Annotated in this window: 16 protein-coding genes; 11 read left to right on the forward strand and 5 right to left on the reverse strand. The window is 38.4% G+C overall.

Annotated elements, in window-relative coordinates:
• Positions 1–49 precede the first annotated feature (49 nt).
• Genes R2R28_RS22630 through R2R28_RS22640 form a run of 3 tightly spaced genes read left to right on the forward strand, consistent with a single transcriptional unit; the run spans position 50 to position 8,367 of the window.
• Positions 50–5,038 carry a translocation/assembly module TamB domain-containing protein gene (locus tag R2R28_RS22630; protein WP_316827928.1) on the forward strand — a complete coding sequence of 1,663 codons (4,989 nt, stop codon included), beginning with the start codon at positions 50–52 and terminating at the stop codon, positions 5,036–5,038.
• Positions 5,022–7,337: a BamA/TamA family outer membrane protein gene (locus tag R2R28_RS22635; protein WP_316827929.1), complete on the forward strand. Its 2,316-nt coding sequence runs from the start codon at positions 5,022–5,024 to the stop codon at positions 7,335–7,337. Before R2R28_RS22630 ends, R2R28_RS22635 begins: the two co-directional genes overlap by 17 nt.
• Before the next feature lie 7 nt (positions 7,338–7,344).
• On the forward strand, positions 7,345–8,367 hold the full coding sequence (locus tag R2R28_RS22640) for a YihY/virulence factor BrkB family protein (protein WP_316827930.1): 1,023 nt from the start codon (positions 7,345–7,347) through the stop codon (positions 8,365–8,367).
• Between the two features lie 113 nt (positions 8,368–8,480).
• Here the strand turns inward: R2R28_RS22640 and R2R28_RS22645 are convergent, their stop codons facing one another.
• Positions 8,481–8,627, reverse strand: coding sequence for a hypothetical protein (locus R2R28_RS22645; protein WP_316827931.1), 147 nt, complete (start codon positions 8,625–8,627; stop codon positions 8,481–8,483).
• Positions 8,628–8,965: 338 nt separating this feature from the next.
• Positions 8,966–10,837 carry a DNA topoisomerase IV subunit B gene (locus R2R28_RS22650; protein ID WP_316827951.1) on the reverse strand — a complete coding sequence of 624 codons (1,872 nt, stop codon included), beginning with the start codon at positions 10,835–10,837 and terminating at the stop codon, positions 8,966–8,968.
• A gap of 456 nt (positions 10,838–11,293) precedes the next feature.
• On the opposite strand from R2R28_RS22650, the gene R2R28_RS22655 reads away from it, so the two are divergent.
• Positions 11,294–12,631, forward strand: a complete 1,338-nt coding sequence (locus R2R28_RS22655) for an APC family permease (RefSeq protein WP_316827932.1) — start codon at positions 11,294–11,296, stop codon at positions 12,629–12,631.
• 36 nt (positions 12,632–12,667) lie between these two features.
• Here R2R28_RS22655 and R2R28_RS22660 read toward each other — a convergent pair whose 3' ends face one another.
• A complete protein-coding gene (locus tag R2R28_RS22660; protein WP_316827933.1) occupies positions 12,668–12,832 on the reverse strand; it encodes a hypothetical protein in 165 nt (54 codons plus the stop codon).
• A gap of 73 nt (positions 12,833–12,905) precedes the next feature.
• On the opposite strand from R2R28_RS22660, the gene R2R28_RS22665 reads away from it, so the two are divergent.
• From R2R28_RS22665 to R2R28_RS22675, 3 genes are all read left to right on the forward strand, one after another.
• A complete protein-coding gene (locus R2R28_RS22665) occupies positions 12,906–14,240 on the forward strand; it encodes an MFS transporter (protein WP_316827934.1) in 1,335 nt (444 codons plus the stop codon).
• 40 nt (positions 14,241–14,280) lie between these two features.
• A complete protein-coding gene (locus R2R28_RS22670) occupies positions 14,281–14,904 on the forward strand; it encodes a hypothetical protein (protein WP_316827935.1) in 624 nt (207 codons plus the stop codon).
• Positions 14,905–15,095: 191 nt separating this feature from the next.
• Positions 15,096–16,400, forward strand: coding sequence for a DEAD/DEAH box helicase (locus R2R28_RS22675; protein WP_316827936.1), 1,305 nt, complete (start codon positions 15,096–15,098; stop codon positions 16,398–16,400).
• Positions 16,401–16,558: 158 nt separating this feature from the next.
• On the opposite strand, the gene leuS is transcribed toward R2R28_RS22675, so the two are convergent.
• Positions 16,559–19,804, reverse strand: a complete 3,246-nt coding sequence (gene leuS, locus R2R28_RS22680; protein ID WP_316827937.1) for a leucine--tRNA ligase — start codon at positions 19,802–19,804, stop codon at positions 16,559–16,561.
• 325 nt (positions 19,805–20,129) lie between these two features.
• Entirely contained in the window at positions 20,130–20,537 is a 408-nt protein-coding gene (locus tag R2R28_RS22685; RefSeq protein WP_316827938.1) for a hypothetical protein, read from the reverse strand.
• 198 nt (positions 20,538–20,735) lie between these two features.
• Between R2R28_RS22685 and R2R28_RS22690 the strand changes: the two genes are divergently transcribed.
• Genes R2R28_RS22690 through R2R28_RS22705 form a run of 4 tightly spaced genes read left to right on the forward strand, consistent with a single transcriptional unit; the run spans position 20,736 to position 22,470 of the window.
• A complete protein-coding gene (locus R2R28_RS22690; RefSeq protein ID WP_025145075.1) occupies positions 20,736–21,614 on the forward strand; it encodes a cell division protein FtsX in 879 nt (292 codons plus the stop codon).
• A complete protein-coding gene (locus R2R28_RS22695) occupies positions 21,614–21,841 on the forward strand; it encodes a DUF3098 domain-containing protein (protein WP_316827939.1) in 228 nt (75 codons plus the stop codon). The genes R2R28_RS22690 and R2R28_RS22695 overlap by 1 nt, the downstream gene beginning before the upstream one ends.
• Before the next feature lie 39 nt (positions 21,842–21,880).
• Entirely contained in the window at positions 21,881–22,084 is a 204-nt protein-coding gene (locus tag R2R28_RS22700) for a DUF2281 domain-containing protein (protein WP_316827940.1), read from the forward strand.
• Entirely contained in the window at positions 22,084–22,470 is a 387-nt protein-coding gene (locus tag R2R28_RS22705) for a type II toxin-antitoxin system VapC family toxin (RefSeq protein WP_316827941.1), read from the forward strand. Before R2R28_RS22700 ends, R2R28_RS22705 begins: the two co-directional genes overlap by 1 nt.
• Positions 22,471–22,485: the final 15 nt, after the last annotated feature.

Below are 22,485 nucleotides of genomic sequence, written 5' to 3' on the forward strand. Positions count from 1 at the left end.
CATTAGTGGCATGCTTTTAGCTTTTAACTGACACCAAACACGATTAGCTTTGAATAAATACGTACGCAAAAGTCTCAAAATTTTATTGTGGGTAATTGCAGCCATCATCATATTGGTTGTTGGTTTAGCCCTGTCTTTAAATATCCCGGCCGTTCAAAACTTTGTTAAGGATAAAGCCATAAACTACCTTAAAAACAAAACCAAGACGGAGGTACGTTTAGAAAGCATTAAAATAGCTTTACCTAAAGATGTGGTTTTAAATAAATTTTACATCGAAGACCGTAAAGGCGATACCCTCTTATATGCTGAAAAATTAGCCGTTGATATTAGTTTATTTAAACTGTTAAAAAACACCGTTGAAGTAAATAACATTGAGCTAAAAAATGTACGTGCAAATGTGAAACGTATCAGCCCCGATACAACCTTCAACTTCTCTTTTCTGGTGGATGCTTTTGCAAGTGACCAGAAAAAGCCGGAAGAAAAAGTAAAAAAAGACACGACATCTACCCTAAAATTTTCTGTTGATAAAGTTTCGTTTGAAGATATTGGCATTAATTATCGTGATGATGTGGCCGGAAACGATGTAAAAGTGTATTTAGGTGCATTTAAAACCAAAATCAAGGATTTTGATCTCGCCAACCAGCATTATGTAATAAAAGAATTAAGCCTCGTAAATACTTCTTTGCGCTATTTACAACAAAAACCACTTGTTAAATTGGTTCAGCACATCACCAACAGCGTAGATAGTACACAGAAAGAACAGGGCAAATTACCATTAATAGAAGTACAGAACTTTGTTTTCAGTAAGGTAAAGGTAAATTACGACGACCAGATCTCGACTACCAAAGCTGTAGCCGATGTAAACGATCTTGGCCTGGTAAACCTTAAAGTAGATTTAACCAACAGCAAATATGCCGTTGATAATGCGCATTTAAACAAATCGAATATCCTTTTTGCCTTTAAACCTGCGCCGAGCAACAATTTAAAGAAAGTTAAAGATACCGTTGTTCCTGAAAAATCGCCATTGGGACTGATAATCAAGAATATTAGTTTAGCCGATAACAATGTACAGTTCGATAACCTTGGCGCAAAACCTGCTGTAAAAGGCATGGATTTTAACCACCTTAAAATCAATCAGCTTAACCTGGGTGCCAGTGATGTAAGTTACAGTGCAGCCGGAATTAAAGCCAACATTAAAAACGGATCGTTAAAAGAAAAAAGTGGTTTTATCCTGGATGAATTACGTGGCGATGCGGTGTATAACGACAAACAGATCAAACTGGCTAATTTTATCCTGAAAACGCCAAATACCTCGATAGAAAACGCTACTGAGTTAAATTTTACTTCAATGGAAGATTTAACCAAACATCCTGAACGCGTTAAATTGAATATTGCTTTAAAAAACACAACCATTGGTTTAAAAGATGCAGGTTACTTTAGCGATGCCGTACCGGCCAATTACCGCAACGAAAAAATTAAAATAACTGCAGATGTAAACGGTTATTTAAACAACCTGAATATTCCGAAACTGCAAATCAGCGGCTTAAAAAATACGCAGATCGACATCAGTGGAAAAGCCAGAGGCCTACCCGACATCAAAAAAACCTTTCTTGATTTAAACATCAAAAAACTGCATGTAACGAAAGGTGATATTTTGGTGGCCGTGCCTAAAAAATCTTTGCCCCCATCAATCGAATTACCGAATGTAATTGATGCAAAAGGCAGTTTTAAAGGCTCTATGACCGATTTTAACACCAACCTGAATATCAATACCGATATGGGCGGCGCGGTAGTGGTAGCAGGCATGAACGGACCAAAAGGCAAAGAAAGTTACAAAGCAGACATTAGCCTGAACAACTTTAACGTAGGCCGTTTGTTAAAAATGCAGCCCAAACTTGGCCGCGTTTCAGTAAAAGCAAATGTTGCCGGTACAGGGCTCGACCCTAAAAAAATCGATGCAAAGTTTAACGCAAAAGTAATCAGCGCTTATTACAACAAATACACCTACCGCAATTTAATCCTTGCCGGCAATTATAGCAACCAGAACATCAGCATCAAAAGTAACATGCCCGATAGCAATGCCAACTTTAATTTAGATGCAAAAGTGAATCTTGCTGGTAAATATCCTGCCGTAAAAGCCGATTTAAATTTAAAACAGGTTAATCTTCAGGCTTTAAACTTCAGTCCAACCGTTTTAAGTGCCGCTGGTGTAGTTAAAGTAGATTTGGCTACCGCAGATGCCGATTATTTAAACGGATCGGTTGATATTACCGGCCTGCAACTGGTAAAAGACAAACAAAAGGTAAATGTTGATACGATTTCGATCCGTGCTAAATCGACAGCTACTGAAAACGAACTTACGTTAAAATCCGAAATATTATCAGCCAAAATTGATGGCAAGTACCAATTGACCAAAGTAGGCAGCGCGGTAATTAACGAAATCAATAAATATTATGCTTTCGGTACCGTTACAAAGGTTCCCGATCAGCGTTTGAGGTTCTTTGTACAGGTTTACGATTCTAAACTGCTTAAAAACTTTGTTCCGGCATTAACCGTATTCAAACAATCGCAGTTTTATGGATTAATTGATACCCGGAAGGACAGCTTGCAGATTAAAGGTAACTTCCCACAGGTGGTATATGGCGATTTCAAGGTAGATACTACGGTTTTGAACATCAATAACGACAATAACAAATTAGATTATAGTTTAACCGTTAAAAGCCTTCAGAGTTCATCTATTGCCTTGTTCAATACCGAGGTAAGTGGCGATGCTGCAAACAACAATTTAGGGGTTAACATCTTTCTCCGCGATAGGCAGCTTAAAAACAAATATGTAATTGGTGGTACTTTCCAATCAATCAATAAAGACTTTAAATTCACTTTAGATCCACAGAAATTATTGCTCGATTATCAAAAATGGGTGGTTTCGCAGGATAACTACATCCAGTTTGGCGCTTCGGGCATATTGGTAAACCAGTTCCAGATCAGCAACAGCGGTCAGTCGCTTTCCATCAATAGTAACCCAACCCAACCAAATGCACCATTAACGGTAGAATTTAAAGATTTTCAGTTAGAAACCTTAACGAAATTTGCTGAAACTGATACCACTTTGGTTGGTGGCCGTTTAAACGGGACCGCAAATGTTAAAGATTTAGCTTCAACACCAAAATTCGAAGCTAACCTAACCATTGATCAATTGCGTTATCAAAAAGACCAGTTAGGGACTTTACGTTTGGCAGTAAATAACAATACTGAAAATGCGTTTGAGGTAAATGTAGCCTTAACCGGTGTACATGAGTTAAGGGTTAACGGATTTTATTATACCGCACCACAAAGCGCCTTAGATCTTACAGTGAACATCGATAAAATCGAAATGAAGAATATCGAGAGTTTATCTGCCGGTCAGCTTAAAAACGGTACCGGAACATTAACCGGAGCCCTTACCGTTAAAGGAGCCCTTACCGCTCCAAAAATATTGGGCGATTTAACTTTCAACAACGCAGGCTTCAAAGTGGCTTATGTAAATTCATATTTCCGCATGCCAAACGAGAAAATATCATTTACGAACGAGGGCATTGGTTTTAATAATTTTACTCTGATCGATTCGTTAAACCAAAAAGCAACCATCAACGGAAAAGTTTACACTACCGATTTCAAAAACTACCGCTTCGGTTTAGATATTAAAATGAACAATTTCAGGGCGATCAATTCTACCTCAGCGGATAATGATATGATTTACGGAACGGTTTTCCTTACCAGCGACATTAAAGTACGTGGAGATTTGAACCAACCCGACGTAAACATGAATATTAAGGTGAACAAGGGTACTAAGTTCTTCTTTGCCTTGCCATCCAGCGATCCATCAATCATTGATCAGGAAGGGATTGTGCAGTTTATAGATGCTGATGCGCCACCATTTAACGGACAGAAAGCCCTAAAAGTAGACAGCATTAGCAAATCGCCTGTTAAAGGAATAAACCTGGTGGCCGCGGTAACGATTGATCCTGAAGCCGAACTTAATGTGGTGGTAGATCCATCAAATGGCGATGCCCTGAACATTAAAGGCGAAGCTGATCTGAATGCCACCATGGATCCAAGCGGAAAAATTAGCTTAACAGGCCGTTATGAGATTATTGATGGTTCTTACAATTTATCCGTTGGTCCACTGGGTAAAAAAGCATTTAAACTGGTAAAAGGAAGTACGATTGTGTGGACGGGCGAACCCACTTCGGCAAATGTTAACCTTACCGCCTTGTATGAAGTTAATGCCGCTCCTATCGATCTGATTAACGAACCGGATAATATCCAGGCCAAAACCAAATTACCTTTTCAGGTTTACCTGATGATGAAAGGTGAACTGTTGAAACCGATCATTGCTTTCAAACTCGATTTACCTGAAAACGAACGTGGTGCATTAAACGGAACGGTTTATACCAAACTAATTAACGTAAACCGTGATGAAAGCGAACTGAACAAACAGGTTTTTGCCTTATTGGCACTGAACAGGTTTATTGCCAACAATCCTTTCGAAAGTTTGGCCGGCGGTGGTGGAGGTGTTTCTACCCTCGCAAGATCGAGTGTAAGTAAATTACTGACTGAACAGTTAAATAATTTAGCTTCAGATCTTATCCAGGGCGTTGAACTTAACTTTGGGGTAAACTCATCAGAAGATTATTCTACCGGATCACTTCAACAGAAAACAGACCTCGAAGTAGGTTTATCTAAAAAACTGTTAAACGATAGGTTGACTGTAACGGTGGGTAGCTCATTTGCTTTGGAAGGACCGCAGGCTCCGGGCGAAAAATCGACAGATATCGGAGGGAACGTAAATGTAGAATATGCTTTATCAGCTGATGGAAGATATAGACTACGAGCTTACCGACGCAACCAGAATGATGTAATTGTACAAGGACAGATCATCGAAACCGGCTTAGGTTTCACCCTGGTTGTAGATTATAATAAATTCAGAGAGATTTTCCAGAAAAAACGAAACAGAAGAAACATTGAACAAAAACCTAAAAATGAGACAACTAACTAGACCAATTTTATTTATACTGGCCTGCTTAGTTTGGGCTGCATGTAGCTCTACCAAATCGTTAAAGCCGGGACAACATTTATACACGGGTGCGGAAGTAAAGATCAATCCTGATTCATCAGGTAAAATTGATGATGAAAAACAGGTAAAAAGCGATTTAGAAAGTAAAACAAGGCCCCGTCCAAATAAATCCATTTTGGGGATTAAATATAAACTGGGTATTTACAACCTGGCAGGCGAACCTAAAAAACCGAAAGGTTTTAAAAATTGGTTGCGCAGGCAGGGCGAGCCACCTGTATTGGTTAGCGAGGTTAAATTAAAATACAATAATGATGTACTCACCAGTTATTTAATTAGCGAGGGCTATTTACAGGCCGTTGTTACCGGCGATACCGTAGTAAAAGATAAAAAAGGGAAGGCCGTTTACACTGCCGAAACCGGAAACCGTTACAAAATCAACAAAATCACTTTCCCACCGGATAGCGGCATTTTAACCAAAATCATCAACCAGAACAAGGACAAAACCTTATTAAAAGTAGGCGATTATTACGACCTTGATAATTACAAAAACGAAAGGATCAGGATAGATAATGACCTGAAAGAACAGGGTTATTTTTATTTCAGTCCCGATTACCTGATTATGCAGGTAGATAGTACCATTGGCAAAAACCTGGTAAATGTGACTGTTAAAGTTAAAGATATTGCACCTGATGCAGGATTGAAACCTTACACCATCAGAAAAATCAATATTTACCCGAATTATAGCTTAAGGAGAGATACCACCTTAAGGAAGCTAAAACCATTGGAATATCACGATTTTAGTATTTACGACGATCGCAATACTTTTAAATCGAGACTGTTCGACCGTTTGGTTTTTTTCCAGAAAGGTGAACCTTACAACCGTAAAGATCACAACCAATCGTTAAACAGAATGGTAAATGTTGGTGCTTTCAGGGATGTCAGGGCTGAGTTTTTACCGATTGATAGTTTCAAAAACGATCAGTTAGACCTGAACATTTACCTCACCCCTCTTAAGAAAAACTCATTGAGCTTTTCGGTTACAGGAACCAGTAAATCGAACAATTTTGTGGGTTCGGAAGTAAAGGTTACGCAAACGACAAGAAACTTATTCAGGGGTGCAGAACAACTGGATATCAGCGTAAGTGGTGGTTTCGAAACGCAGGTTAGGGGTACATCGCTAGGCCGGAATTCATTATCATTTACAGCTGAAGGAAAACTGACGTTCCCAAGGTTTATTGTACCATTCTACAAACCGAACAGTACAACGGCATTCATCCCTAAAACCATTGCTTCGCTTTCTTACCAGATGCTTAACCGCGGTTCTGAATACACCTTACATGCCATAAAAGGAGAATATGGTTATAATTTTAAGGAGAACCAGTATAAGGAGCATAACTTTAATCCTATTTCGATCAGTTATATTTCGACAAGTTTTCCGGATACATTCAGGAGAGATAGTCTATTTGAAGCAAATCCATTGTTAAGGAGTACACTTGAAAATCAATTTATCATAGGTAGTAATTATAACTTTACCTATACCAACCAGATGGAAACCAACCGTCGCAACAACGTTTATTTCTATGGCAGTTTAGAAACGGGTGGTAATGTTTGGGGACTGTTTACGCCAAAAAACGATCTAGGACAAAAAACTTTATTCAATACACCGCTTACCCAGTTCATCAGGGCAGAGGCTGATTTTAGGGATTTCTATAAAATTAACCGCAATTTGATTTGGGCGAACCGGTTAAACCTGGGCTATGGCTACGCTTACGGCAATAGCACCTCATTACCATTTGTTAGACAGTTTTTTGCCGGGGGAAGTAATGATATCAGGGCCTTTCCGGCACGTACTTTAGGTCCCGGTACGTACAAGGTTCCGGATAATGCCATTTTTGCCGATCAGGGTGGTGATATTAAGCTCATGCTCAATTCAGAATTGCGCTTTAAAATAGTAAGCGTATTATACGGTGCGCTTTTTGTAGATGCTGGTAATATCTGGCTCAGAAAAGAAGATCTTGGAGAACCTGGTAAACCAGAAACTGCAAGACTTGGATCAGGCTTTAAACTAAAAAATGCTTTTAACGAGTTGGCCGTTGGTACTGGTGCAGGTTTACGTGTTGATGCCACCATTTTTGTGGTACGTTTAGATGTGGCTTTCCCTGTACGTAAACCTTACTTACCTGAAGGACAAAGATGGGTATTTGATGATATTGCCTTTGGCAATAAGGATTGGCGCAGACAGAATTTAATTTTTAACATTGGGATAGGATATCCGTTTTAGTTTTTCGATGAAAGTAATCCACAAGATCAAAGATTTCTTTATTGCGCTTTACCATCTTTTTATTGCCGCTGGAAAAGGCTTTATTGAGGATAGGATCACAAAACTAAGTGCATCTTTAGCTTACTATACTATTTTTTCGCTTACCCCACTGATTATTATCGTACTTTCTGCTGCTACCCTATTCTTTGGCGATAAAAGAAATGAGGAAACAAGAGGTCAGTTTTATGGGCAGGTAACCGAACTGGTTGGTAAAGATGCCGCTGCACAAATTCAGGGTTTTGTAGAGCATGCCAATAAATCAGGCCAGTCTACCATTGGTTTAATTATTGGTATAGCTACGCTGATTGTAGGAGCTACGGCCATCTTTATCGAAATACAGGATAGTATCAATATCATATGGAAAGTAAAGGCCATTCCTAAAAAAGGATGGTTAAAGATGCTCACCAACAGGTTGCTTTCTTTTTCATTGATTGTATCTATGGGCTTTTTATTACTTGTTTCACTCGTAATTAACAGTGTGGTAGTGGGTTTGGGCGATAAACTAGGTTCACTGGTTTCTAAAAGTGATATCGATAAGGTAATTCCAGTAGCAGATGATACCATGGCCCTGCTGTTTTATATTTTAAATAATGTAATTACCCTTGCCGCCGTTACCGCTGTTTTTACAATTATTTTTAAAGTATTACCAGATGTAATCATTCGCTGGAAATCGGCCATAATCGGGGCTTTATTTACCGCTGTTTTGTTTAGTTTAGGTAAATACCTGATTGGAATTTACATCGAAAAAGGTAATCCAGGCTCGGCATTTGGCGCAGCCAGTTCAATTATTGTTATTTTACTGTGGATTTATTACACATCTATTATCTTGTATTTTGGGGCAGAATTTACCCAGGCTTATGCCGAGAAATATGATAACGGCATCGCTCCTAGTAAATATGCGGTGTTCACCAAAATTACCATTGTAGAGAAAAAGGTAGATGTATTGCCACCACAACACCCGGAAGATACAGTTGAAGTGAAAAAGGAATAATTCGATCAATATTCACGCTCAATTGTCATCCTGAGGGATAATTTATGGTATAAAAATCAATATGAGTGACGTTTAATTGATTTGTTTTGCCATACAGCACGGTCTTGCCTCGGCTACCGATGAAAAATCAGTACAGGTCCGCCGCCGCCGAATGGCTCTTTCTTTTTGGCATCAAAAAGACCAGCGCAGCTAGCTTGAATGCCGTTGAAAACATAAAAGCCTATGAAAAAACAAAAAATGCCGGCTGAAAATTTATTCATTTTTTGATGTAATTTTCAATGGTATTCATGAGGGCTTACGCCCTTTTCTTTTGAAGCCAGTTGTACGGCTAGAACAGTGGGGTCCGTTCCCGATGCCGTGATCGAGAGTTAGGCCGGATTTAAGTAGAACGGGGATATCGTGCTATGGCCTAGCTGGATGGAAATACGAAATCGTCTAAAGCACTGATTAGCAGTAGTCTATAAAATAACTCCAATGGTAGCGTAGTCGATGGATCTTTTCAATGCACTAAGCCAAAGAAGTCAAGTTTTTAAAAACTTGACTTCTTTTATTATACTAATTCATCGCCTTGGTTCGTGTCTTCACGAACATGATATGATTAAGCTACCTCTTCCGTAATTACTTTAGGTTCTTCCTGTACCTCATCCTTTTCAACACGCAGGTTACGGATAATGTGCTGTTGCCTATCGGGTGTGTTTTTCCCCATATAATATTCAAGCAGGCTTTTAATGGTCTGATCTTTCAAAATCACCGGATCTAACCTGATGTCTTTTCCGATAAATAACCCAAACTCATCTGGCGAGATTTCTCCTAAACCTTTAAATCGGGTAATTTCTGGCTTATTGCCCAGTTTTTCAATCGCATTTCTACGCTCCTCATCACTGTAGCAATAAATGGTTTCCTTTTTATTCCTCACCCTGAAAAGCGGCGTCTGTAAAATATAAACATGCCCGGCTTTTACCAAATCTGGGAAAAACTGCAGAAAGAATGTCATCATCAGCAAACGAATGTGCATGCCATCCACATCAGCATCTGTTGCAATTACAATATTATTATAATGCAATCCTTCCAAGCCGTCTTCAATATTTAAAGCGTGTTGTAAAAGGTTAAATTCTTCATTTTCGTAAACCACTTTTTTGGTCAGCTCGTAACAGTTTAATGGTTTACCTTTTAAACTAAATACGGCCTGGCAATCTACATCACGCGATTTGGTAATCGAACCCGATGCCGAATCTCCCTCGGTTATAAACAAGGTAGTTTCGTAACGTTTTTCGTGCGTGGTATTAAAATGAACCTTACAATCGCGCAGTTTTTTATTGTGTAACGATGCTTTTTTAGCCCTGTCGTTAGCCAGTTTTTTAATTCCTGCAATATCTTTACGTTCCCGCTCCGATTGCATGATCCGTTTTAACAGTGCATCAGCAACATCATTATTTTTATGTAAATAATCATCTAATTCTTTCTTAACAAAATCGTTGATGAAAGTGGCTACTGATGGTCCTTCCGGTCCCATATTTTGCGAACCCAGTTTGGTTTTAGTCTGCGATTCGAAAACCGGTTCCTGTACCCGTACAGAAATGGCCGCGATGATTGATGAACGTACATCGGCTGCATCAAATTCCTTTTTAAAAAACTCACGAACGGTTTTCACCACCGCTGCCCTGAAAGCTGCCTGGTGTGTTCCACCCTGTGTAGTATGCTGTCCGTTTACAAAAGAATGGTAATCTTCGCCATATTGTTGTCCGTGGGTCATTGCAATTTCGATATCCGGTCCAATCATATGGATAATCGGATAACGGATTTCTTCTGGCTTATTAAATTTTGAAAGCAGATCGTATAATCCCCTTTCTGAAAAGTATTTCTGGTTATTAAAATTTACCGTTAAGCCTGTATTTAAGAACACGTAGTTCCAAACCATGCTCTCTACAAAATCAGGGATATAGTGGTAGTTTCTGAAAATGGTTTCATCAGGGTAAAACGTAATTGCTGTACCATTACGTTGTGTAGTATCAATAATGGGTTGCTCGGTTACAATTTCGCCCTTAGAAAACTCCACTTTTTTACTTTTCCCATCCCGGTACGATTGTACAGTAAAACTCGTAGAAAGTGCATTAACCGCTTTGGTACCTACCCCATTTAAACCTACCGATTTTTGGAAAGCGTTACTATCATATTTACCACCGGTATTGATCTTGCTCACACAATCGATCACCTTCCCCAAAGGAATGCCACGACCATAATCGCGTACATTTACTTTTTGCTCGGAAAGCGTAATTTCGATGGTTTTCCCTGTGCCCATAACAAACTCATCGATGGAGTTATCTACAATTTCTTTTAACAAAACATAAATACCATCATCCTGTGCAGAACCATCGCCAAGTTTACCAATGTACATCCCCGGACGAAGCCTGATGTGCTCTTTCCAATCTAATGAACGGATACTGTCGTCGTTATAAATTACTTCTGCCATACTGTGTTTTATCTGTTCTTCATTTGAAAACCCTGCATTTTTGATTTGCCTGGCGATGAAGAATTTGTAGAAATAATCCTGATGATTGAAATAAAAAATATTTTCAAATATGCTCTTCAGAATTATCATACAATAATAGATTTATTCTGTGAGGCTCGCAAAAGAAAATTTCCACATGTAAACAATGAGGTAAGACGGATGATGGTTTAATAGTTTGTCATTAGTTCAATAGTTCGTCAATAGCCTGATGGTTGACCGTTCATGGTTTGATAGTTAATAGCCTAGAGGCTGATCGCCCGTACTTTTATAATCAATTATCAATAAACCTTCAGGATACCAACCATGAACCAAAAGACCATGAACTAATCAATTGTTTCTATCTTCCCTTTTCCATCATCCATCTTACATCTTTACATAATTTCCCTATCTTCATCCCATTATTCAAAATTTTATTTAATGCAACAAAAGAAGCAACTTTCGCTATTCGATTTATCCATGATTGTGGTGAGTTTGGTTATAGGAATGGGTGTGTTTCGTACGCCTGTAAATGTAGCAGCCAAGGCACAAATTCCGGAGCTGTTTTACCTCGCCTGGTTTATCGGTGGTTTTGTAGCTTTTTGCGGTGCGTTAACTTATGCCGAAATCGGTTCGCGTTTTCCGGTTACAGGTGGTTATTATAAAATATTTTCGTCTGCTTACCACCCCTCTATTGCCTTTGCCATTAATTGCATTGTAATCATTTCGAGCGCAGCTTCGGTAGCGGCCATTTCCATTATCGGGGCAGAGTACCTGAGTAAAATTATTCTGCCTGTAGCTAAACAAACCGAAACCTACCGGGTAGCCATCGCCATTACCACCATTCTGGTATTTTATGTGATTAACCTTTTGGGTTTAAAAGCAAGTTCCAAAACCCAGAACGTATTAACGGTAATTAAAATCGGAATGATCTTAACTTTAATCTGTGCCGTATTTTTCGGCGGACAAACAGAAACAGTTAGTCCTGTTTTTAAAACCGCAAATGGTACTTTACCTACCTGGAGTGATTATGGAAAAGCATTGGGTTTATGTTTAATTGCCGTTTCTTTTTCGTACGCGGGCTATGCGCAAACCATCAATTTTGGCGGTGAGGTTAAAGAAGCAAAAAAGGTTATCCCACGTTCCATTATTATCGGTTTAACCATTATTGTAGCGCTTTACCTGGCCATTAATTATGTATATGTAAAGGTAATCGGTTTCGAAGAATTAAAATCAGCCGAAAGTATAGCTGCAATTTTAGCTTCAAAAATATTTGGTCCGGCGGGATTTAGTGCACTTTCGGTTATTATCTTTTTCTCGGTAATGGGTTATGTAAATGTAAACCTGCTAAGCAACCCAAGGGCCATGTTTGCCATGGGCGAAGAAGGTGCCTTGCCTAAGATTTTCAGCCGGATGAACAAAAAAACAGAAGTAATTACCATTAGCTTAACGGTTTTCACTTTAATTTCGGTGGTAATTATATTTTACGCCAAAACTTTCGATAAGATTTTAAACTATACCATCTTTTTAGAAAGTATTAGTATGGCCAGTTCGGCTGCTACCATTTTTATCCTGAGAAAAAGAACAGCACATCTTGATAAAAAAACCATCTATACTGTGCCATTATATCCTATATTGCCTATCATATTTATCGCCGCTTATACTTTTGTTGCTTTCAGCATTTATGCTGATGATCAAAATGCAGCTTTAAATGGATTATATATTTTTGTTGGCTTTCTGGCAATCTATTTTGTGAGCAGATGGTTTAATAAGAAATAGTTTTAATATATTTTGATTTGAAAAGCAATTGCAGTGCTAGTCGGTTTCGATAGTCCCGCCATACGCTACAATCTTTTTGTCATTGTCATCCTGAGCCTGTAGAGGAGCTACAAAAAGTATTTCTGCTCCTGTCGGGTTTAAGATAATAAGGCAAACCGAAATAAAATAAACCTGATTGGAATGAACATCCCGATCTTTCATCGGGATAAAATGAAAAGCAGGACTGATCTAACCGATTAAAACAGGAACCTGCTTTCCAAAAAATAAAAATTTAATGAACAAAACACTCTCTTTAAAACAGGAAATTGCTTATGCTGCCGGTATGATTGGCTGGAGCACGATGACGAATATCATCATCGTAATGCTTCCCTATTTCTATCTGCCACCCAGCAATGCTGGTTTACCGCCTTTGGTACCGCAACTTGTTTTATTGGGGGCTTTTAACATCCTTTCTATTATTGCCGCATCAGGCAGGCTGGTAGATGCCATTTATGATCCTTTTATAGCTTCTAAAAGCGATGCCAGCACCAATAAAAATGGCCGCAGGATGCCTTTTATGAAATGGGCCATTATTCCGGCCATGATTTTCTGTGGATTGGTGTTTTACCCCATTCAAAAAACAGAAAGCCTGCATAATGCCTGGTGGCTTACCATCACACTTTGTTTGTTTTTTGTATCGGTTACCACTTATATAATTCCTTATAACGCTTTACTGGCCGAAGTAACCAATACACCCAGACAAAAAGTTAAATTATCCAGCTATCAGCAGGTTGGCTTCGTTATCGGGATTATTTTATCGGCCTGCACCAACAATTTTGCCGATCTGGTTGAAGCTCATTTCCACGTGGCCAACCGTAGTGAGGCCATTCAGGCAGCGATATGGGGTTTGTGTATCCTATCGGGATTGGTGATGTTATTACCAGTTTTTTTCATCAACGAAAAAGAATTTTCAGTAGCCAAACCCACGCATGTACCCTTATGGCCGGCAATAAAAAGTACCTTTAAAAACAGCAATTTCAAATATTACCTGATCTCCGATTTTGCGTTTTACACAGCGCTCAGCATTATTTCTAGCGGTTTGTTATTCTTCTGTACTGTTTTACTGGGCCTGCCTGAATCAGAAGGTGGCAAATTTATGGGCGCTATGGTTCTAGCTTCTTTGTTATTTTATCCACTGGTCAATTTTGGCTCAGCTAAAATCGGCAAAAAACCATTTGTACTTTTTGCCTTTGCAGTGCTCTGCTTAATTTTCGTGACCATTTTCTTTTTAGGTAAATTACCTTTCGGGCCACATACGCAGATTTACATTCTGGTGTTATCGGCATCTTTTCCATTGGCCGCTTTGGGTATTTTACCAACGGCAATTTTAGCCGATATTGCTCAAAAAGACACCTTAGAAACCGGCGAAAACCATGAAGGTATGTTCTTTGCGGTGAAATACCTTTTTGTAAAACTTGGCCAAACCTTTGGTATCGCCATTTTCGCTATGCTTACCATTTATGGCAAAGATCCGGGAAATGATTTCGGACTGCGCCTGAATGGAATTGTAGGTTTCGGGCTTTGTTTAATTGCGTTGTTGTTTTTTAGCAGGTTTAAGGAGGAGAAATAGTTTGGTGTTGGGAGTTTGGAGTCGACACAATCTAATAAATATGAACGAATCACTTGTACAAAAGGACTTTAGGTTAAGGTACAAATCATTTTTAATCACCGAAAACGGACTCGAGGTAAAGCATAAAAGTTTACTCCGTTCGGGCGAATACCTGTTGCCATACGAGAACGTTGGCACCCGGATTTATAAAGATAGCAGGGGAATTTATGGGCTCTTATTTTCTTCGGCAATACTAGGCATGATTTCAGTGTTAATGTATGTATTAAGAAACGAAGGAGAAGATGTAAAAAGCTCTGCCAGCCTGTTCTATTTCGGATTATCCCTAATCTTATTAATCCTGTTTTTAATTACCTACAAACAGAATTTTTATTTAGTGAAATACGGAAATGTAGATCCCATTGAGTTTTTACAGCACAAACCATCAAAAGCAGAAGTGAATGCATTTATTGAAACACTCATAACCACGAGAAATGAATTTCTATTAAATAAATATGGCAAGACAAATTTCAGTCTTAGTTATCAGCAAAACCATCAAAACCTTGCCTGGTTATCTAACAATGAGGTAATCGACAACACTGAGTTTAATAATATGGTGAATAAGCTAAATTTAGAAATGCAGCTAAAGCAACCTAACAAAATAACCTTTGATTTTAGCCTAAATTAGCGTTTTGAGCATTATCCCTAATAATTAACCAGTTAAACAATTAACCGATTAACCAAACATCCTCATTTCACAATTTTTTCCTATCTTTGCAGCGAAGCAGAATTTCTTTATCATTTAAAGCAATCCGCAAGTTAGTCCTTCAATAAATGATCGTTCTAGCTTCTTCGATAAATATTACAACAGAAAAATACATGTTATTCAAAGAATTAAACCTCATTGAGCCAATTTTAAAGGCCCTTGAGACCGAAGGTTATACACAACCTACACCTATACAGGAGCAATCTATCCCAACCATATTAAAAGGTAAAGATTTATTGGGCTGCGCACAAACCGGTACCGGAAAAACCGCTGCCTTTGCAATCCCGATGTTGCAGTTATTGCACGAAAAACACATCAATACCAAAGCAACCAAAAATATAAAGGCTTTAATTTTAACGCCAACCCGCGAACTTGCCATCCAGATTGAAGAAAGTTTTAAAGCTTATGGCCGTCATTTAAACCTACGTCACTTAGTGATTTTTGGAGGCGTAAACCAACACTCACAAGTAGAAGCTTTGAGAAAAGGCGTTGATATTTTAGTAGCAACACCTGGCCGTTTATTGGATTTAATGAATCAGGGTTTTATCAGTTTAAACACCATTGAGCTTTTCGTACTGGATGAAGCTGACCGTATGCTTGATATGGGTTTTATCCACGATGTGAAAAAAGTGGTGGCTAAATTGCCTGCAAAACGCCAGACTTTGTTTTTCTCGGCCACCATGCCTGATGAAATCCAGAAGTTGGCCAATACCATTTTGTCAAGCCCAACGAAAGTAGAAGTGACCCCTATTTCTTCAACAGCCGAAACGATTGTTCAATCGGTTTATTTTGTTGATAAGCCTGATAAAAAGAAATTACTGATCCATCTTTTGGAGGATAAAAAGATAGAAACCGCTTTGGTGTTTACGCGTACCAAACACGGTGCAGACAGGATTGTGAAAGATTTAGCCCATGCCGGCATTAAATCTGCTGCAATTCACGGAAATAAATCTCAAAATGCCAGACAAAGGGCATTAACAGATTTTAAAGACCGTAAAATCCGTGTTTTGGTAGCTACCGATATCGCTGCGCGTGGTATTGATATCGACCAACTATCACACGTTTTCAATTTCGAATTGCCGAATATCCCTGAATCTTATGTTCACAGGATTGGCCGTACAGGTCGTGCTGGTGCAAACGGTATCGCCATTTCTTTCTGTGATGCAGAAGAAAATGAATATTTACTGGATATCCAGAAACTGATTAAAATTACGCTTCCTGTTGTTGATGATCATCCTTATCCATTAAGTTGGGAAAGTATGCTGGCCAAAAACCAGATTAAACGTAAACCACAAGCCCAATCTAAAGGCGGTGGCGGCGGCGCTAAAAAAAGTGGTGATGGCAATATGAGCGGTAAACCACGCAACGCCAGCAACAACAGAAGGTTTGGCGGCAACAGAAAAAGAGGAGAAAGATAGTCTTTTAAGGTAGAAGGTTGGAAGGTGGAGGGCTTAAGGTCTTGAAAACCCAATCTTCAAGTAACACTCAACAAAAAACCCGATTTGCAAAACGCAAATCGGGTTTTTCTATTTTTAAGGCAAGAGAAAGGAAAACCCTAAACCTTATGCCTTATACCTTAAACAACCACATTAATAATCTTTCCTTTAACGAAAATGATCTTTTTGGTTGGTTTTCCGTCTAAAAATTTCTGGAACTGCTCATCTGCGAATAGAATTGCTTCTACCTCTGGCTGAGTTAAAGTTAAACTCAAATTCAGGTTCATTTTCATTTTACCATTGATGGAAACCGGATAAGCAAACTCATCTTCTACCAGGTATTCCGGTCTGAATGTTGGGAAAGCGGTGTACGATAAAGTCCCGGCTTCGTTACCCAATTGTACCCAAAGTTCTTCGCAGATATGTGGCGCATAAGGCGAAAGGATAATCACCATATCTTCCAAAATCTGACGGTTTTTACATTTCAGATCCGTTAATTCGTTTACCGCAATCATAAAGCTCGATACAGAAGTATTGAACGAGAAACGTTCGATATCATCTTGTACCTTTTTAATGATTTTATGCAGCGATTTTAATTCTGCTTTTGTAGGCACCGCATCGTTTACGTGAAAAGCCCATTCTTCATTATGGAATAAACGCCAAAATTTACGTAAGAACTTAAATACACCTTCAATGCCATTGGTATTCCATGGTTTGCTCTGCTCCAACGGACCTAAAAACATTTCGTACATCCGCAAAGTATCGGCACCATAACGCTCAATCAGATCATCGGGATTAACCACGTTGAATTTCGATTTCGACATTTTTTCTACCTCAACACCGCAGATATATTTTCCACCCTCGAGAATAAATTCTGCATTGGCATATTCTTCTCTCCAGGCTTTAAATTTAGGGATGTCTAAAGTGTCGTTTTCAACAATATTTACATCAACATGTAATGCTGAAGTTTTATATTCTTTTCTTAAACCAGCAGAAACGTAAGTGTTGGTTGGTTTTCCGTTTTCATCGTTAATCCGGTAAACAAAATTACTTCTACCCTGGATCATACCCTGGTTAATCAGTTTTTTGAAAGGTTCTTCCTCTTTGGTATAACCTAAATCTTTCAAAAATTTGTTCCAGAAACGGCTGTATAACAAGTGACCGGTTGCATGCTCAGAACCGCCGATGTATAAATCCACATCTTTCCAGTACTCAACCGCTTCTTTTGAAGCGAAATCGTTATTGTTGTTGGCATCCATGTAACGGTACCAGTACCAGCTACTTCCGGCCCAGCCCGGCATGGTACTCAATTCATAATGACCGCCATCTTTTGGTAACCAGTTTTCGGCTCTGGCCAATGGTGGCTCACCTGTTTCTGTAGGTAAATATTTATCAATTTCAGGAAGTAACAAAGGCAATTCTTCTTCATTTACCAGGTAAGGCAAGCCATCTTTAAAGTAAACCGGAATCGGCTCGCCCCAATAACGCTGGCGACCAAAAATCGCATCACGCTGACGGAAGTTTACTTTTGCTTTTCCTACTTTCTCTTCTTCTAACCAGTTATTCAAAAATGGAACAGCTTCTTTATAAGTCATTCCGTTTATAAAACCTGAGTTGATGTATTTCCCTTCTTTAGTTGGATCGGCCTGCACATCAATATCCTTTTGAGCATCTAAAATCTGGATGATCGGTAAATTAAAGTGTGTCGCAAATAACCAATCACGTTGATCGCCACTTGGCACGCCCATCACAGCACCCGTTCCGTAACCTGCTAAAACGTAATCGGCAATCCACAATTGAACACGCTCGCCACTTAACGGATTAATCACATAAGTACCTGTAAAAGCTCCTGAAACCGTTTTGGTATCAGCCATGCGGTCTAATTCTGATTTCTTTTTGGTTTGGGAGATGTAATTTTCTACATCCTGTTTTTGCTCAGGCGTGGTTAATTCTGCAACCCACTCATGCTCTGGAGCCAATACCAGGTAAGAAACACCAAAAATGGTATCTACACGCGTGGTGAAAACTTCAATATAAGCCTCACCCTGGCTCTCTCCAAAGGAGAGGGAAGAGGAGTCGTTTAGCTCAGTGCCTTGTTTGTCTAATCTGCTATCAAGCTCTGATTTTATTTTATTGACAATGGAATCTATGTTATTTAAAACTTCTTCGTTAGAGAAGCGGATAACATCAAAACCCAATTGATTAAGCACATATGTTCTAAGCTTATCGCTTTCTTGGTTTTCTGCGTGATAACCTCCATCAACTTCAATAATTAATCTCTTACTTAGACAGATAAAATCTGCAATATAGGTTCCAATTGGATGTTGTCTTCTGATTTTATGTCCCGTTTTATTACCCCTTACATTTTGCCAAAGCGCATTTTCAGCATCGGTTTGATTGCCTCTGTTTACCCTCGCATTAGTTTTAAGTATATTCCACAATGAAGGGTCAGCGGTTTCATAGCCGTACATACCGGCTCCTTCTCCTTCGGAGAGGGTTGGGCTGAGGCAAATTTTAAACTTAACAGATGCACCAACACTTTTCCCTATCCAGTTACGTTGCATTTCTTTAATCGGCTCTGGCCAGTCGATGGTATCTAAACCTTGCAAAAGGCGATCAGAGTAAGCGGTAATCCGCATGCTCCACTGCATCATTTTCTTTTGCTCAACCGGGAAACCGCCACGCTCAGAAAAACCATCTTTCACCTCATCGTTTGCTAAAACGGTTCCTAAAGCAGGGCACCAGTTTACTGTGCTTTCGCGAAGATAGGTTAAACGATATTTCAATAATTCGATCTGTTTTTCCTCATCGGTAAAAGTTGCCCAATCGCTTGGCATAAATGCCCTGGTATCTTCATCACAAACCGCTTTTACATCAGCTGTACCAGAAGCATTGAACTTTTCGATCAAGGTGGTAATATCTTCTGCCCTATCGTTTTCTATGTTATACCAGGAGTTGAACAACTGCATAAAAATCCACTGCGTCCATTTATAATATGATGGCTCGCTGGTGCGTACTTCCCTGCTCCAATCGAAAGAAAAACCAATCTGATCTAACTGGCGGCGGTAGGTTGCAATATTAGCCTCGGTTGTAATGGCCGGGTGCTGACCAGTTTGTATGGCATATTGCTCTGCTGGTAAACCGAACGAATCGTATCCCATTGGGTGCAATACATTAAAGCCTTTAAGGCGTTTGTATCTCGAAAAAATATCTGATGCAATGTAACCCAGTGGGTGACCAACGTGCAGGCCTGCTCCTGATGGATAAGGAAACATATCCAACACATAATATTTTGGCTTTTCAGAATTGCTCTCGGCTTTAAATGTTTGATGATCTGCCCAGAATTTCTGCCACTTTTGTTCTATTTCTTTGAATTGGTAATCCATTGCAAGTTTTAAATTTTGAAAGGGGCGAAAATACGGAAATTAAGGGGCTTAAAAAAGCAGATTCATGATATTATTTTGCCAACAGAAATGCAGAATAAGAAGAAGTTAAGGGTAAAACCACGGTGACTTTTGTGTTTTGTGTGGTCAGGTGTTACCATCTGACTAATGATTACTCAAAATAAGGAAATATCTATAATATGTGCTTTTAGTGTCAGTTGGTAACAACCGACACCACAGCTAATACACTACTAATACACTACCACAAAAAAATGCGGCACTGATTTTAAAATCAATGCCGCAGTTAAATAATCGGGAGATTATTTTCTTATCTCGTTAAGTAATACACTTTAGTAACGTTGGTTTTATCAATTTTTGCAGTAAACTGTAATTGATTTGCTGTAATGCTATTTATTTTACAATAATTCAGCCCATCATTAATACTCATACTAAACTGGTCCGAATAAATGATCGAATATTCACCGATTGTCCTGTTTCCTGATAAACTTACCTCCACCTGGTCATCATTATTTGATTTGTAGTCAATATAATCGGTGGTTTTGCCATAATTAACATCTCCATTAAGTTTTTCGTCAGTATAACCTGTGGTTACAACCCTATTTAAGGTCCAACGGCCCATCATTTGAGCTTTTAAAGAAGTAGTATCTTTTTTGCATGAAATAATGGTCGAGGTGAGAAGCATTAACAAACTTAGAATCGTAATTTGTCTTTTCATAGTAAATTTTGTTTAAAGAATATCTAATTAACGCCCTTTTAACAAAATTCGTACCGTATTTTTAGAAAAATCAAAATTACCTAAACATTCTGGCTCTCAAACTAAAAGCCAATCCTGTTCGTTAATATTCATTTAGCAATCATTAATTGGTGTTTATCAGGTATAATTTATATTTTCGCAGAAACAAAAATGAAATACATGGAAGAATTCGAAGTAAGTGATGCATCTAAGAAAACCAAAACCGTTTATATCTCTACTATAATCAGTATTGCTTTGGTTTTATTAATGCTGGGGCTACTTGGTTTGGTACTTGTACATGCCAAAAACCTGTCTAACTACGTTAAAGAGAACATCGTTTTAAACATTATTGTTGATGAAGGCGCTAAAGAAGCTGATGTATTAGCCTTCCAGAAAGAACTAAATACAAACCCTGCAGTAAAGCAAACCCAATATGTAAATAAAGAGCTTGCAGCAAGAAATTTAACACAGGATTTAGGCGAAGATTTTGTTAACTTTTTAGGATACAATCCCTTAACCTCTACTTTCGATGTGTACTTAAAAGCAGAATATGCGAACAATAAAAGCATCGATGCTTTAAAAGCCAGTATTTCTAAAAACCCTGTAGTGAAAGAAGTGGTTTACCAAAGTTCTTTAATTGATATGGTAAACAAAAACATTAATACCATCGGATTGATTATTTTTGCCTTTGCAGTATTACTTTTAATTATATCTATCGCGCTGATTAACAACACTATACGCTTAGCTATTTATTCGCAACGCTTTTTAATTAAAAGTATGCAACTGGTTGGTGCAACGAAAAATTTTATTAGGCGTCCTTTCTTACTGTATGCTGCTTTGCACGGTTTAATTGCTGCGTTTATTGCCATCATTATTTTACTGGCAACCTTGATTTACGCCCGCAAAGAAGTACCGGAAATTATTATTTTAAATAACTACCAGGAATTTGGTTTCGTATTTATCGGACTTTTAATTGTAGGTATTTTTATAACAGGTATTAGTACATGGTTTGCAGTAAGCAGATATTTACGTTTAAAATCTTATCATCTTTATAGATAATGGCAGAAAAAAAAACAAGTCCGGTTGTAAAGGACATTAAAAACGAATTGGTTTTTACCAAAAAAAATTATCAGTTATTACTCATCAGTATTGCAATTGTTGCTGTAGGTTTTATCCTGATGATGGGTACTACAGGCGATATTTATGATTTCAGAAGGACTTTATTGGCACCAGTAGTGGTATTGGCAGGTTTTGCTTTTGGGATTTATGCGATTTTAAAAAAATAATTGCTTGCAATAGCAAGCGTGTTTTTTTAACTTTATAACATGACAACAACAAATTTGCAGATCGAAATAAATTCACTTCCTCTAAATCTTAGGCAGGAGGTTGCAGATTTTGTTGAATTCTTAAAAACAAAGCACAAAAAAAAGCCGAAGCTAAAATCACGTGAATTCGGATATGCGAAAGGGAAAATTAAATTAGCTGATGATTTTGATGAGCCGTTAGAAATGTTTGCTGATTACATTTGATGGCATATTTACTAGATACGCATACTTTTTTATGGTTTGTGGGCAGAGATAATCAGCTGCCTGCTTCTGTTAAAAAAAAACTATCTGATATTAGTGAATCCTGTTTCTTAAGTATTGCATCGCTTTGGGAAATTGCAATAAAAAAACAAATTGGAAAGCTCGATTTACAAATTAGCTTTGATGAACTCTTCCGGTTTGCAGGGCGGAATCAGATTGAAATGATTGCAATTAATGAAACTCATCTCACTACTTTATTAGGCCTCGAATTCGTTAACAATGATCCTTTTGACCGGATTATTGTATCGCAAGCGATCTCCGAAGATTTAACCTTAATCTCAAAGGATAAAAAATTAAAAAACTATAAAGTAAAATTACAATGGGATTAACCCATTAACTAAAAA

The organism is Pedobacter miscanthi (assembly GCF_032678605.1).
Taxonomy (GTDB): Bacteria; Bacteroidota; Bacteroidia; order Sphingobacteriales; family Sphingobacteriaceae; genus Pedobacter; species Pedobacter miscanthi_A.

Bases quoted from the DNA above. Each gene is read 5' to 3' on its own strand.
- R2R28_RS22650 (WP_316827951.1), bottom strand. From the start codon at position 10,837: ATGGCAGAAGTAATTTATAACGACGACAGTATCCGTTCATTAGATTGG.
- R2R28_RS22700 (WP_316827940.1), top strand. From the start codon at position 21,881: ATGACAACAACAAATTTGCAGATCGAAATAAATTCACTTCCTCTAAAT.
- R2R28_RS22695 (WP_316827939.1), top strand. From the start codon at position 21,614: ATGGCAGAAAAAAAAACAAGTCCGGTTGTAAAGGACATTAAAAACGAA.
- R2R28_RS22645 (WP_316827931.1), bottom strand. From the start codon at position 8,627: ATGAATAAATTTTCAGCCGGCATTTTTTGTTTTTTCATAGGCTTTTAT.
- R2R28_RS22705 (WP_316827941.1), top strand. From the start codon at position 22,084: ATGGCATATTTACTAGATACGCATACTTTTTTATGGTTTGTGGGCAGA.
- R2R28_RS22685 (WP_316827938.1), bottom strand. From the start codon at position 20,537: ATGAAAAGACAAATTACGATTCTAAGTTTGTTAATGCTTCTCACCTCG.
- R2R28_RS22670 (WP_316827935.1), top strand. From the start codon at position 14,281: ATGAACGAATCACTTGTACAAAAGGACTTTAGGTTAAGGTACAAATCA.
- R2R28_RS22675 (WP_316827936.1), top strand. From the start codon at position 15,096: ATGTTATTCAAAGAATTAAACCTCATTGAGCCAATTTTAAAGGCCCTT.
- R2R28_RS22640 (WP_316827930.1), top strand. From the start codon at position 7,345: ATGAAAGTAATCCACAAGATCAAAGATTTCTTTATTGCGCTTTACCAT.
- R2R28_RS22690 (WP_025145075.1), top strand. From the start codon at position 20,736: ATGGAAGAATTCGAAGTAAGTGATGCATCTAAGAAAACCAAAACCGTT.
- R2R28_RS22635 (WP_316827929.1), top strand. From the start codon at position 5,022: ATGAGACAACTAACTAGACCAATTTTATTTATACTGGCCTGCTTAGTT.
- leuS (WP_316827937.1), bottom strand. From the start codon at position 19,804: ATGGATTACCAATTCAAAGAAATAGAACAAAAGTGGCAGAAATTCTGG.
- R2R28_RS22660 (WP_316827933.1), bottom strand. From the start codon at position 12,832: ATGAAAGATCGGGATGTTCATTCCAATCAGGTTTATTTTATTTCGGTT.
- R2R28_RS22655 (WP_316827932.1), top strand. From the start codon at position 11,294: ATGCAACAAAAGAAGCAACTTTCGCTATTCGATTTATCCATGATTGTG.
- R2R28_RS22665 (WP_316827934.1), top strand. From the start codon at position 12,906: ATGAACAAAACACTCTCTTTAAAACAGGAAATTGCTTATGCTGCCGGT.